Raw genomic sequence first — 13,639 nt, 5'->3', positions numbered from 1 at the left:
TTTGCCCGTTTCTGGAATGATCATTCCAGAATAAATCATGGATTTTTCCTCAAGGACTTGCCGATGAACCTACCCAGCCCCCCTCCCTCGCTGTGCGCAAAGGTCGATGCCAGCCATACGTCACGACTGCCCCTGTGGCAATTGCTGGCCTTTACCCTGGCCGGCTTCATCACGATCATGACCGAAACCATGCCCGCCGGCCTGCTACCGCTGATCAGCCAGGGGCTGGGGGTGTCCCAGGCCATGGCTGGACAGTTGGTGACCCTCTACGCCCTGGGTTCGGTGCTGGCCGCCATTCCGCTGGTGGCGGCGACCCGGACATGGCGCCGACGCCCCTTGTTCCTCCTGGCGATCGGCGGTTTGCTGCTGTTCAACAGCGTCACCGCCCTGTCCAGCCACTACGGCCTGACCCTGGTCGCGCGGTTCCTTGCCGGTATGGCGGCGGGCGTGATCTGGGGGCTACTGGCCGGTTATGCCCGGCGCCTGGTGCCCCATGAACTGCAGGGCCGGGCCCTGGCGGTGGTCGGTGTCGGCCAACCCATTGCCCTGTGCCTCGGTGTGCCTCTGGGCACCTGGCTGGGCAGCCTGTTCGACTGGCGTGGGGTGTTCTGGATCATGTCGGCCCTGGCCCTGCTGCTGTTGGCCTGGGTGCGGTTGGCGGTGCCGGACTTTGCCGGGCAAGCCCACCGTCAGCGCCAGCCGATCCGCAGTATTGTGCGGCTGCCGGGCCTGCGTCCGATCCTGCTGGTGATTTTCCTGTGGATCCTGGCGCACAACATTCTCTACACCTACATCGCCCCTTTCCTGGCGTCCGTAGGGCTGGGCCAACGGACCGACCTGGTGCTGCTGCTGTTCGGCGTCGCCTCCATCGTGGGCCTCAGCGTTACCGGTTTGTGGGTGGATCGCAGCCTGCGCGTGCTGGCGTTGCTGAGCCTGGCGCTGTTCGCCCTGGCGGCGCTTGGGTTGGCCATCGTCAACGCCGACGCCGACTGGGTGTTGATCAGTGTGGTGGTCTGGGGCCTGACGTTTGGCGGGGCGCCCACCTTGCTGCAAACGGCGATAGCCGATACCGCCGGTGACGAAGCCGATGTCGCCCAGTCGATGCTGGTCACTCTGTTCAACCTGGCCGTGGCCACAGGCGGAATCGTCGGCGGCCTGTTGCTGGAACAGATCGGCGCCCAGGCGTTTGCTCCGACGGTGCTGGTCCTCGCGCTGCTGGCTCTGGCCGTTGTGTGGCGAGCCAGGGCCCGTGGTTTCACGCCCGGTCGCCGCGTTATCATGCCCTAGGACTTGGTGCTATCTCGGGCATCACCTGCAAAAGGACTTCAGCTCATGACAACACCCCGCATCCGCGCGCTCGCGCTCTGCGTGTTCCATCACCAGGGCAGAATCCTGGTCCATCGCTTCGACGATCCCGTCACCGGACAGACCCTGTTCCGGCCGGTTGGCGGTGGCATCGAATTCGGTGAAACCAGTGCCCAGGCGATCGTGCGCGAAGTCCAGGAAGAGCTCGACCAGACGGTCGACCACCTGCGCCTGGTCGGCACGCTGGAAAGCCTGTTCACATACAACAACACGCCAGGGCATGAAATCGTCCAGGTCTACGATGGGCAATTTCGTGATCAGCGCCTGTACCAGATGGCCTGCCTCACCGGTCACGAAAGCGACGGCATGGCCTTTCAGGTCACCTGGCAAGACAGCTCGGCGTTCACCGACAGCGCCCCCCTGGTGCCCGAAGGCCTCTACCCGCTGCTGAAGAACGCCGGCCTGCTTGACTGAGCGAATTGCAAACCCTGCGGTTCCCCGCCCCGGCGCAGGCGAGTTCGGCATCTACTTCATTGGCTATGCGCAACTGGCAACAAAACCTGGGCGAGCTGAGGGCTTCAGCTCGAATGCACAATCGCCTCGTCCGGGATATCGTCCAACGACTCCGGTTGCCCCGGATCTTCGGTGATCACCGTGAAATCGCTGACCTCGATCGCCCCCACCCCGTACCCCAGCAGGTGGAAAGAAAAGGCCTTGCGTGACTCGGGGTTGTCGAAGCTGAAGTTCATTTCCAGCGGTTGATCGCCGGTCACCAGCATTTCTTCCGGCAGGCCCAGCGGCACGTCCTGTTCCAGCTCCTTGGCCTTGAGCAGGATGTAGACCTTCTCTTGCGGGTCCAGCGAGCGCACTGTCAGGCGCACGCGGGTCTGGGAGCCCTTGGGCATTTCCAGGTACTGCGCGCCGATCAGGTTGTCGGCCCAGTCGTCCTTGATCTGTGCCTGCAGCGGGATGATCGCCGGGCTGCCGAACTGGTAGCGCTGGTTCAGCGGGGTGCGCAGCAGTGTGCGGTCCAGGGCCTCGGCGCGGGCGCTGATCTGACGGGCCCGCAGGCCGCCGTACTGGCCGGCGAAGGTCGCACGGTCGGCAATGAACCCCGCGCTGCTGTAGTAGCGGCAGCGTTGCTGGAAATCGCACTCGGTGAGGGTGCCCTGGCCATCGTGGTAACGCAGCTTGCCGTTGGTGTACGACATGATTTCCCGGCCGCTGGCATAGTCGCGAAACAGCGAGCGACCACTCAGGCTCGGTGGCACCGGCAAGGAGAAATAGTCGAGGATCGAGGTGCTCAGGTCGACGTGCCCATAGACCCCTTGCTTGACCCGTGGCAGTTGATCCTGCTCGGGGGCCAGTGTCAGGTTGAAGCCCCAGGACGAGGCCAGGCGGACACCATCGATGCCGTGGGATTCGTCGGAAGTGATCACCACCAGGGTGTCCTTGAGAATGCCCTGGCGTTCCAGGCCATCGAGGAACTGCCCAAGGGCGTCGTCCAGGTAACCGACGGCGGCCTGCTTGGCCGTGTCGTAGCGCTGCAGGTACTCCTCCGGAGCCGAGTACGGCTGGTGCGTGCCCACGGTCAGCAGGGTCAGCATCCACGGCTGCTTCTGCTTTTTCAGTTGACCGACGTAATCCAGCGCGCCTTCGAAGAAGGCCTTGTCGTCCTTGCCCCAGGGGAATTCCAGGTAATTGCTGTTGCTGAACCACTCCAGGCCATGGGTCGCATCAAAGCCGATGTGCGGCATGATCTTGTCCTTGGCCATGAAGCGCAGGCCGGCACCCTGCAGGTAATGGGTGGCGAAGCCGTGCTGGCGCAGTTGGGCCGGCAGGCAGGCCTGGTTGCGTTCGGTCTGGGTGAGCATCTCCACGCCCTTGGGCGTGCCGTTGTCGAGTTTGTCGTAGTCACCGCAGAGCATGGCGTACAGGCCACGAATGGTCTGGTGGCTGTGCAACACATAGTCCGGGGTGTTCATGCCGCGCTCGGCCCAGCGGCTGAGGTTGGGCATCAGGTTTTCCTGATAACTGCTGTGCAAGGCCTGACGATTGACCCCGACATAGGCCCCGGGAATGCCTTCCAGGGTGATGATCAGCACATTGCGCGCACGACCCGGTGCGCCCAGCAGTTGCTGCCCGTCCAGGTCCAGTTGAGTGAGGCCGGCCATCTGCGGCGGCACATCGACCACATCCCCTTCCAGCCATTCTTCGGCGCGCATCTGCACATCGCCAACACCGGCGGCCAGCAACTGGTGCGGCAGGTTGAACAGTTGCCATTGATCGGCATCCGTCGGGTGCAGGTACTGCGCCCCCCAGTGCGTGACCAGCAGCAACACCGGGGCGGCCCAGGCACTGTGAGGCAGGCGCGGCGCAGGCTGGCCGCGACCTGCCCATTGGCACAGCAACCACACCAGCAGCCCCGACAGCAGGCTGGCGGCCAGCCACGGCTGGGCAAAACTGCCGCTGGTGGATTTGTCGAGAAACTGCGGGTCGATTAGGTAGTTAAGGTCAGCCGCATTGGGCAACCGGCCGACCGCGCTGACCAATTCGGCCGTCGCCACGGTAAACAGGCCCCAGACCAGCAGCACCGGCAGCGCCAGCCACCAGGGACGGCGATGCAGCAGCACCACCAGCAGGCTGCCGATGCCCAGGTCCGACAGGTAGCCCAGCGGGTCCGACCAGCCCATGGCCGCCCGCAGGCACAGGGGCGCCACCAGGACCAGGCCCATCAGGGCAATCAGACGCGCGCGCGGGTGCTGCAACCAGTGACGAATGATGTTCACAAAAATATGCTTCCAGACATTAAATCTTCATATAGATGTGCTCGATGGTACCAAGGGACGCGCAGGATGTGCCGCCATATTCCCAATCGACGCCGCGATTAAACAGTCGTCGGACTGCGACCACCGCGCCCAGACCCCGCGAGATGGGCCATAAACCCTGCACCAGAGCGCTGTGCCAGCTCGGTGAAACGGCGTCCTGGGGCCCCGCAACAAGTTGTTTCAGACTGTTTAATCGGGTCACCGTTTATTTTTTCCGGCGCCTGCATCCAAAACCCTCCCTGGCGGGTAGTACAGGTAGCAGCCCCTGCGCTGCCGAGCTGTTCAACCTGCTGGAGAGACCTCAATGAACACCCGTCAATTGCTCTGCCACCTCGGTACTGCGTTATCCGCGACCTGCCTGATGAGTGCGATGTCGCTCGCCCATGGGCAAACAAACCTGCCGGACCCGATCAAAGTGCCGTCGGGACACAAGCTGGTGCTGGAAAGCGTGGGGGTTGGCGAGATCACCTACGAGTGCCGCGACAAGGCCAACGCCCCCGGCCAAACCGAGTGGTTTTTTGTCGGCCCCAAAGCCACCCTCAATGACCGCGACGGGAAAATGCTGGGCAGCTACTTTGGCCCGCCCGCCACCTGGCAGGCCAAGGACGGTTCGACCATCACCGGCACCCAACTGGCGGTCGCGCCATCGTCCAGCGGCAACCTGCCCTATCAATTGGTCAAGGCCAATCCGGCGCAAGGCAAAGGTGCCATGACCGGTGTCAGCTACATCCAGCGCGTGGCAACTCGCGGCGGCGTCGCACCCGGCCTCGCCTGCACGGCCGCCAACAAGGGGCAGCGCGAGGTCGTGAACTATCAGGCCGATTACCTGTTCTGGGCGGCCAACTGACGGCGCGGGGTAAAAACACGAGCCGTCGCGAAAACTCGTCTACCCTGCTGCAATGGCACCCCAGCCTTAGGGCTGGGGCGGTTTCACCTTGTCGATGGCGGATCCATTGTCCTTGCCCGAACCCTGTTTTGATTATGAAGCGTGCCTGACGGCGTGCGCGCAAGGCGACCACCAGGCCCTGCGCGCCCTGTATACGCAGGAGAGCGCCCGCCTGTTGGGAGTGGCCCGGCGCATCGCCGGGGACAATGCCCTGGCCGAAGACATCGTGCACGACGCGTTTATCCGGATCTGGACCAAGGCCGCCAGTTTCGATCCGGCGCTGGGGACCGCCCGCGGCTGGATCTTCAGCGTCACCCGGCATCTGGCCCTCAACTTCATGCGTAACAACGCCAGGCTGGTGCCGATCAACCAGGACCACGAAGACGCCTCGCACACTCCGTCCGGCTTCGACCTGCACGGCCATTCGGGACGGATTTACGACTGCCTGGAGCAACTGCAGCCGGCCCGCCGCGATTGCCTGCTGCATGCCTATGTCGATGGTTACTCCCATGGGCAGATTGCCGAAAAGCTGGGCACGCCCCTGGGCACCGTCAAAGCCTGGATCAAACGCAGCCTGGCGGCCTTACGCGAGTGCATGGGATGAACACGAGCCCCAACGACAATGACGATCTGGCCAGTGAATACGTGCTGGGCACCCTGGAGACCGAACAACGGCGCGAGGTCGAGCAACGCCTGGCCGTGGACGCGGACCTGCGCCTGGCAGTCGCCAGTTGGGAGCGGCGCCTGCTGGAGTTGACCGACCTGGCCCCTCCCCACGCACCAAGCACACACCTGTGGGGGCGCATCGAACGCAGCCTCGAGGCCCTCGATCGGCCTGTGGCAGCAGCGCCTGCCCCGGCCACAGCTCCGACCTGGTGGGACCGCCTGGCACTGTGGCGTGGCCTCGCCGGTGCAGGACTTGCCGCGACCCTGGTGCTGGGCAGCATGCTGCTGACCCGGACCACGCCCCTGCCCGTGACCTCCTATCTGGTGGTACTGGTGGCCCCGCAGAGCCAGGCCCCAGGCTGGGTCATCCAGGCCAGCAACCCCCGGGAGATTCAACTGATTCCGCTGGGCGTTGCCCAGGTACCTGCCGACAAGGCCCTGCAGTTCTGGACCAAGGCCGAGGGTTGGCAGGCGCCGGTGTCCCTGGGCCTGGTCAAGCCCGGGCAGCGCCTGCAGGTGCCCCTGGACCAACTGCCGCCCCTGACCCCCGATCAGTTGTTCGAGCTGACCCTGGAAAACCCGGGTGGCTCGCCGACCGGCAAACCCACCGGGCCGATCCAGTTCATCGGCCGGGCGGTCAAGGTTCTGTGATCGCGCTCGCCGGTCAGCCTTTCGCCGATCGCCGCGGTGTGCGCAAAACCTTGTGCTAGGCTTTTTCTCAGCTAATGAGCGGCGATCCCCCCTTCCTGGATGTCGGAGTTGCGCAATGAAAAACACGGTTTCCTGGCTGACAATTACCCTGGTCAGCCTGCTACTCAGTGCTTGTGCCAGCATCGATGCCCAGACCACCGCCTACGTCGGCGCACCTCATCCCGGCCCGACCCTGGCGGCCAACGTCCAGGTACTGCGGGTCGAGCCGATGCGCCCCCACGTGCGCCTGGGTGAAATACTGGTCGATGCCAGCGTCGACCCGGCCCCGCCGATCACCGACGTCGAACAGAAGCTCAAGGATGAAGCGGCGAAAATCGGCGGAGACGCCGTGGTGGTGGTCTACGACCGTATCCAGCCGGTGGCCGCCTACGTCAGCGGACCGCTGTGGAGCCGCGATATCGAAACCATCCAGGGCCGCAAACTCAAAGGCATCGTGATCCAGTACCAGTAACTGTCCCGCTCACGCCGCCTGGCGCCTGAATCTGCAAGCCCTTCCTGATCGCCATGACCTTGCTGGTGTGTGCTTGAAGCACGCACCGGCAGCTCGCTCGGGCACTTAGGATGACGCCCGCCATATACAAATCCCAAGTAAATGAACCTGTTAGCGGCATTTGAGCCTGGGGCGAAGAAGTTTTACTGGATATTTCAGGACTGCCCCCTACGCTCCTTCCTGGGGAATACAACTTTCAGGGGCGGTGGGGCTCCTCTTCCGGCACTCAAGCATCCCGACAGGAGCTCCACCATGCACCAGCGATTTGTGTATACGGCACTGTTCGTCGCAGCGATGGCGTCTGCGACGATCGTGCCGCTCAACTCTCAGGCGGCGGACAGCAAACAACCGAACATTATCGTGATCATGGGCGACGATATCGGCTGGTCGAATATCGGCGTGTACAACCAGGGCATGATGGCTGGCCGGACACCGCACCTCGATACCCTGGCCAATGAAGGCATGCGCTTCACCGACTATTACGCCGAGGCCAGTTGCACCGCCGGGCGCGCCAACTTCATTACCGGTGAACTGCCGATCCGCACCGGCATGACCACAGTCGGCCAGGCAGGCTCGCCGATCGGCATTCCAGCCGAAGCGGTCACCATCGCCACCACGCTCAAGTCCATGGGGTATGCCACTGGCCAGTTCGGCAAGAACCACCTGGGCGACCTCAACCAATTCCTGCCGACCGTGCACGGCTTCGACGAGTTCTTCGGTTACCTCTACCACCTCGACGCCATGGAAGACCCGGCGCACCCCAACTATCCGCAGGAGCTTCTGGCAACCGTGGGGCCACGCAACATGGTCCATAGCTGGGCCACCAGCACCGATGACGCCACCGTGATGCCGCGCTGGGGCAAGGTCGGCAAGCAAAAGATCGAAGACGCCGGCACCCTCTATCCGGAACGGATGAAGACGGTCGACGACGAAATCCGCGACAAGGCCTTCACCTTCATCGACAAGGCCAAGCAGGACAACAAACCGTTTTTCCTGTGGCTCAACCCGACCCGCATGCACATCGTCACTCACCTCTCCGACAAGTACGAAGGCATGCGTAATGCGCAGAACGGCTGGTCGGAACAGGAAGCCGGCATGGCTCAGCTCGACGACATCGTCGGCGAAGTCATGGCCAAGCTGAAAAACGACGGCATGGACGACAACACCATCGTGGTCTTCACCACCGATAACGGCGCGGAAAACTTCACCTGGCCTGACGGCGGCACTACCCCGTTCGCGATGGGCAAGGGCACGGTGATGGAGGGTGGCTTTCGGGTCCCGGCAATCGTCCGTTGGCCCGGCAAGGTACCGGCGGGCAAGATCTCTGATGGCCTGATGTCCGGCATGGACTGGTTCCCGACCTTTGTTGCAGCCGCTGGCAATCCCAACATTGCCCAAGAGCTGCTCAAGGGCAAGCAGCTGGGCGATACCACCTACAAAGTGCACCTGGACGGTTATGACCAGACGCCGTTGATCACGGGTAAAGGGCCGTCGAACCGTCATGAGGTTTTCTACTTCGGCGAGAGTGCCTTGGGGGCTGTCCGGGTCGATGACTACAAATATCGCTTCATTGACCAGCCAGGCGGCTGGATGGGCGCCAAGGTAGCGGTTGACGTGCCGATCCTGACCAACCTGCGCCTGGATCCTTTCGAGCGTATGGGTTGGCCCGAAAACCAGGCGGCACAAGGTTCGCAACAGTACTTCGACTGGTTCAAGTACCAGTTCTGGCGCTTCGTGTTTGTCCAGCAGCAGGTCGCCAAACTGGCGGAAACGGCGATTGAATTCCCACCCATGCAAAAAGGCGCGAGCTTCAACCTTGATTCGGTCAAGGCGAAGATCGAGGCCGCTCGCGCCGCCATGGCCAAGTAAGCCAAATGATCACGGGTGGTCACGGGTGACCACCCGTTTGCTGCTGATTCTCGATAGATAAGGACTTTCCATGCAGTCAAACATCCCGGTCCTGTCGGCAATCACCTTGGCCCTGCTTACGTTGAGCGGTACCCAGCAGGCGAGCGCCGGCGGCATCATGCTCTATGAAATCGGCACCGATAACGTCGGCCTGGCCAACGCCGGCGCCGCCGCTCGCGCCCAGGGCCCCTCCACCATCGCCAGCAATCCGGCCGGCATGAGCTACTTGCAGGGTACCCAGATCACCGGTGGCCTGCAGGTGCTGTATGGCGACCTGAGCTTCAATCGCGACAGCGCCACCAATGTGTCGGGCACCGGCAGTGGCAATGCCCTGGACCCGATCCCCGGTGGCAGCTTTTTTATCAGCCAGCAACTCGATGACCACTGGAGCATCGGGTTTGGCGCCTACGGCGACTTCGGCCTGGCGGCCAACTACGACAATGACTGGGCCGGACGTTATTTCGCGCAGAACGCCAGCATTGCCGGTCTGTCGCTAGTGCCCAGTGTGGCCTATCGGTTTGATGAGCAGTGGTCGCTCGGGGTCGGCTTCAAGGCCATGTACGGCATGCTGCAATCCCAGACGGCCATTGATCGTTCGCCCCTGGGGTTGCTCGATCGCGGTGACGGCCAGTTCAAGTACCAGGACAACACCTGGGGTTATGGCGCCAACCTGGGGCTGATCTACGCACCCCAAGCCGGTACCCGGATCGGCCTGGCGTACACCAGCAAAGTCGACCTCGACTTTGAGGATCGGCTCAACGTCAAAGGCAACGGTCCGGCGCTGGAGCGCCTCAACGGCCTGAGCACCGACCTGTCGATGCAGGTGCCGCAAACCGTGACCCTCAGCCTGTTCCAGCAACTCGATCCGCGCTGGGCGCTGCTGGCCTCGGTCAACTGGCAGGACTGGTCGGAGTTTGGCGAGATCGCCGTGCAGGTCGACACCTCCGCTGCCGGCGCCCGGTCAAGCACTATCGATGCCCATTACCAGGACACCTGGCAACTGGCACTGGGCGCGCAATACCAGGCCACGCCGCAGCTGTTGTGGAACGTCGGGCTGGCCTACGACAGCAGCGCGGTCTCCGACAACCACCGCACAGTGAGCGTACCGATGGCAGAATCCTGGCGCATTGCCACAGGAGCCACCTATGCTGTAAACGACAGCACCGATGTCAACCTCAGCTGGGCCCTGGTCTGGCTAGGGGACATGCCGGTGGATCAGAGCAAATCACTCTCAGGCGAGCGAATTTCGGGGCAATTCGATAACGCCTGGATACAAGCCGTGACTGGCAACATGACCTGGCGGTTTTGAGGCCCTGCAACCCGAACTTAAATACATGGAGTCACACCTTATGAGCTTGACGCGAAACATGATCTTCGGCGCCGCATTGGCCAGCCTGTTATTGGGTGGTTGCACCTCGAAAGTCACGGAGCGGGAGCAGTACTCCGGCTTCCTGTCCAACTACAACAACATGGAAGAAGTCACCACCACCAGCGGCGAGAAAGCCATGCGCTGGGTCAGCCCGTCCTGGAACGCCAACGCCTACGACACCGTGGCGTTCAACAAGCTGGAACTGTATCCGGCGCCCAAGCCTGATGAGCGAGTCAACCGCCAGACCCTGGATGAGTTGCAGCGCTACATGACCAGCGGGGCCAAAGCCAGCCTGGGCATGAAGTACCGCATTGTGCCGACCCCGCAAGCGGCGCCTGCCGGTTCCCGCGTGTTGATTCTGCGTGCGGCGATCACCGGCGTCAGCGCCTCCAACGAAGGCATGAAATGGTATGAAGTGGTGCCCATCGCCGCTGTCGTCGGCGGGGTCAGCGCGGCCACCGGCCACCGCGACCAGGACACCGAACTGTTCATCGAGGCCGAACTGGTAGACGCCCGCACCAACCAGACCGTGGCCAGGGTCGTGCGCAAACTCTTCGGCAAGACCCTGGAGAACTCCAGCCAGAAGATCACCACCAACGACTTCAAGGCGGCGATCGCCAAACTCAACAGCGACTTGCAAGCCTTCATCCGTTAATCCGCCAAGCCTGCCAGCGCCTGTCACAGGGCGCTGGCAGCAGCCCATCAGTGCCGCGCAGTAACCCGCGATGCTGGCGATGCCAGCAGAAACGGCAACAGAAGCGCGACAAACGCCTCGGGCGCCTCCTCCGTAATGAAGTGACCACAACCTGGCACCATCGCGCCTTGCAGATTCAAGGCGTTGCCTTGCATCGTCAGCAGCGGCGCATCGTTGGTTGCATGTTCGGCACCGATAGCCAACACCGGCATTTCCAGCGGCCTGGCGGCTCGCCGCTGGTTCTGTGCGAGGGTCTCAGGGATCGCCCGGTAGTAGCCGAACCCACCCCGTAGCCCTCCCGGTGCCGAATAGGCGTTGATGTAGCTCTGCACCGCGACTCGATCCTGGCGCACCGACCATTGTGCAAACATGTAGGCCAGGTACTGGGCTTCCCGCCCCGCGATCAACACCTCGGGCAAGTCGAGCAACTGGTTGAACATGAAATGCCAGAGAAAGATGTTCTGCCCCGCTGGCGCAAAAATCGACGGCGCCGGCGCCAATCCGGGTATCACGGCCTCTGTCAGTACCAGGCATTCAACCGCTTGCGGATAATCGCTCGCCAGGGCGTACGCCACCCACATGCCGACATCATGGCCCACCACCGCGTAATGCTCGTAGCCCAGGACCTGCATCAAGCCGTGCAAGCGGCTGGCCGTGGTCCCGGTGTCATAACCGTCTTGCGGTTTATCGGAGAGCCCGGTGCCCGGCAGATCCACCGCGATCGCCTGGAATCCATTCGCCGCCAGTGCCTGCATCACATGCCGCCAGGTCAACCAGGTTTGCGGCCAACCGGGAATCAACAGTACCGGCACCCCCTGCCCCTCGGTCACATAATGAATGCGGCTACCGTCGACCTCGGCGTAGCCATGCTCGTGCGTGCGCCCGGCGAACGCCTGCTGTTCGAAGAGATCCATGCTCATGCCCGCCCTTGAAGTGAAGGTCGGGCCAGGCCGAGCATGGCGTCCAGTTGAGCCTGGTCGACAGCGGCGCCGGCAAAGTCGTCGAACACCTTGTCCGTGACCCGGATGATGTGTTCATTGATGAACGCCACGCCTTGCCTGGCGCCGTCATCCTGGTCCTTCAGGCAGCACTCCCACTCCAGCGTCGCCCAGCCGGCATAGTCATGGAGCGCCAGCTTGGAAAAGATCCCCTTGAAATCGACCTGGCCATCGCCCACGGAACGAAACCGCCCCGCGCGATCGGCCCATCCCTGATACCCACCGTAGAGACCCTGGCGCCCGGTCGGATTGAACTCGGCGTCCTTGACGTGAAACATGCGAATGAAATCGCGGTAGATGTCCAGATAGTCCAGGTAGTCGAGTTGCTGCAGCACGAAGTGGCTGGGGTCGAAGAGGATCCTGCAGCGCGGATGATTGTCCACCCGCTGCAAGAACATCTCGAATGTCACACCGTCGTGCAGGTCTTCGCCGGGGTGGATTTCATAGCACAGGTTCACGCCCTCCTCGTCACAGGCATTGAGGATCGGCAGCCAGCGCTTGGCCAACTCGTCGAACGCCGAGTCGATCAGGCCCGCAGGGCGCTGCGGGAACGGGAACAGATAGGGCCAGGCAAACGAGCCGGAGAACGTGCCCATGTCCGTCAGCCCCAAGCGCCGGGAAGCCTTGGCCGACAACCGCAAGCGCTCGAGCGCCCACTCGGTCTTGGCGGCTGCATTACCCTGCAGCGCAGGCGGGGCGAACCCGTCGCACAAGCGGTCATAGGCCGGATGCACCGCCACCAGTTGCCCGAACAGGTGGGTGGTCAACTCGCTGATCACCAGGCCATGCTCTGCCAAGGTTCCGCTGACCTCCTCACAATAATCCTGGCTGTGCGCCGCCAGGCTCACATCGAACAGGCGCTCATCCCAGGCTGGAATCTGCAGCGCCTTGAATCCACGGTCCGCAGCCCAGGCCGCGATGGCCGGCAGACTGTTGAACGGCGGTGCAACGTCACTGAATTGCGCCAGGTGCAGGCTCGGTCCCTTGAGGGTTTTCATCGTTCACTCCATTTGTTTGTCGATCGACAAAGAATAGAGACACTGAGCAAAGTCCGTCAATACGCCGACTTGCTTTTTTTGTCGATCGACCAATAATAGCGACAGGCCACACGCCCCTTCCCCCAAGAGACCCCAACCCATGGCTGGCAGACCCCGAGAGTTCGACCGCGATCAAGCCTTGCGCAACGCCCGCGATGTATTTTGGCGGCGCGGCTTCGAAGCCACGTCCATGTCCGACCTGGTCGAGGCGATGGGCATCGCATCGGCGCGGATCTACGCCGCGTTCGGCTCCAAGGAAGCACTGTTTCGCGAAGCCGTCGCCCTCTACGAAGCCGCCGATGGGGCCTTTGCCGACGTCGCCCTGGCCGGGGAAAGCAGTGCGCGCGATGCCATCGAGCGCATGCTCAGGGACGCCGTCGAGCTGTACACCCTGCCCGGCCGGCCACAAGGCTGCATGGTGGTGTCATCCGCCACCAACTGCTCGCCCGACAACGACGGCATCCGCGAGTGGCTGGCCGGGCACCGACGCAACAGGACCCAGTCGATCATCGAACGCCTGGAGCAGGCAGTCCGCTGCGGCGAGTTGCCGGCCCGCACCGACGTCACGTCCCTGGGCGACTGCTACGCAACCCTGCTGCACGGGTTGTCGGTCCAGGCGCGAGACGGGATCGCCAAGGCCCGCCTGCTGGCGATGATTCCCATGGCGTTGGCGGCCCTGGATGCGGCGGTCGATAAAGCGCAGCGCTGATGTCGGCACAACTCACTTGCCAACCCGCCACGGTGACG

General features: G+C 63.0%; 13 protein-coding genes. 10 read left to right on the top strand and 3 right to left on the bottom strand.

Annotation, left to right across the window (positions count from 1 at the left end; translation table 11 throughout):
- Positions 1-63 precede the first annotated feature (63 nt).
- Together H7995_RS13905 and H7995_RS13900 are read left to right on the top strand one after the other, a co-directional pair.
- Complete coding sequence (locus H7995_RS13905; RefSeq protein ID WP_166590641.1) at positions 64-1,287, top strand: MFS transporter; 1,224 nt, start codon at positions 64-66, stop codon at positions 1,285-1,287.
- A gap of 45 nt (positions 1,288-1,332) precedes the next feature.
- The gene (locus H7995_RS13900) at positions 1,333-1,779 is read left to right on the top strand and encodes an NUDIX hydrolase (protein WP_182340776.1); all 447 of its coding nucleotides are present in this window, start codon (positions 1,333-1,335) and stop codon (positions 1,777-1,779) included.
- Positions 1,780-1,883: 104 nt separating this feature from the next.
- On the opposite strand, the gene H7995_RS13895 is transcribed toward H7995_RS13900, so the two are convergent.
- Positions 1,884-4,040, bottom strand: coding sequence for an LTA synthase family protein (locus H7995_RS13895; RefSeq protein WP_206684601.1), 2,157 nt, complete (start codon positions 4,038-4,040; stop codon positions 1,884-1,886).
- A gap of 397 nt (positions 4,041-4,437) precedes the next feature.
- On the opposite strand from H7995_RS13895, the gene H7995_RS13890 reads away from it, so the two are divergent.
- The 7 genes from H7995_RS13890 (at position 4,438) to H7995_RS13860 (ending at position 10,818) form a co-directional block, all read left to right on the top strand.
- Positions 4,438-4,980 (top strand): DUF3455 domain-containing protein, encoded by a 543-nt coding sequence (locus H7995_RS13890; protein ID WP_166590644.1) that lies wholly within the window; start codon positions 4,438-4,440, stop codon positions 4,978-4,980.
- Between the two features lie 112 nt (positions 4,981-5,092).
- Positions 5,093-5,623, top strand: a complete 531-nt coding sequence (locus tag H7995_RS13885) for a sigma-70 family RNA polymerase sigma factor (protein ID WP_166590645.1) — start codon at positions 5,093-5,095, stop codon at positions 5,621-5,623.
- A complete protein-coding gene (locus H7995_RS13880) occupies positions 5,620-6,336 on the top strand; it encodes an anti-sigma factor (protein WP_166590646.1) in 717 nt (238 codons plus the stop codon). Before H7995_RS13885 ends, H7995_RS13880 begins: the two co-directional genes overlap by 4 nt.
- 115 nt (positions 6,337-6,451) lie before the next feature.
- A complete protein-coding gene (locus H7995_RS13875) occupies positions 6,452-6,847 on the top strand; it encodes a YajG family lipoprotein (protein WP_166590647.1) in 396 nt (131 codons plus the stop codon).
- Between the two features lie 333 nt (positions 6,848-7,180).
- Complete coding sequence (locus H7995_RS13870) at positions 7,181-8,755, top strand: arylsulfatase (protein WP_232534639.1); 1,575 nt, start codon at positions 7,181-7,183, stop codon at positions 8,753-8,755.
- Positions 8,756-8,825: 70 nt separating this feature from the next.
- A complete protein-coding gene (locus H7995_RS13865; protein ID WP_185818498.1) occupies positions 8,826-10,103 on the top strand; it encodes an OmpP1/FadL family transporter in 1,278 nt (425 codons plus the stop codon).
- Positions 10,104-10,143: 40 nt separating this feature from the next.
- Entirely contained in the window at positions 10,144-10,818 is a 675-nt protein-coding gene (locus H7995_RS13860; RefSeq protein WP_166590650.1) for a DUF3313 domain-containing protein, read from the top strand.
- A gap of 47 nt (positions 10,819-10,865) precedes the next feature.
- Here the strand turns inward: H7995_RS13860 and H7995_RS13855 are convergent, their stop codons facing one another.
- Positions 10,866-11,771, bottom strand: a complete 906-nt coding sequence (locus H7995_RS13855; RefSeq protein WP_166590688.1) for an alpha/beta fold hydrolase — start codon at positions 11,769-11,771, stop codon at positions 10,866-10,868.
- 2 nt (positions 11,772-11,773) lie between these two features.
- The gene (locus H7995_RS13850; RefSeq protein ID WP_166590651.1) at positions 11,774-12,853 is read right to left on the bottom strand and encodes a sugar phosphate isomerase/epimerase family protein; all 1,080 of its coding nucleotides are present in this window, start codon (positions 12,851-12,853) and stop codon (positions 11,774-11,776) included.
- Positions 12,854-12,992: 139 nt separating this feature from the next.
- Between H7995_RS13850 and H7995_RS13845 the strand changes: the two genes are divergently transcribed.
- Entirely contained in the window at positions 12,993-13,601 is a 609-nt protein-coding gene (locus tag H7995_RS13845) for a TetR/AcrR family transcriptional regulator (RefSeq protein ID WP_182340794.1), read from the top strand.
- The last annotated feature ends 38 nt before the right edge of the window (positions 13,602-13,639 follow it).

The organism is Pseudomonas kielensis (genome assembly GCF_014236655.1).
Lineage (GTDB): Bacteria > Pseudomonadota > Gammaproteobacteria > Pseudomonadales > Pseudomonadaceae > Aquipseudomonas > Aquipseudomonas kielensis.
This window is presented reverse-complemented; position numbering and strand designations above follow the sequence as displayed.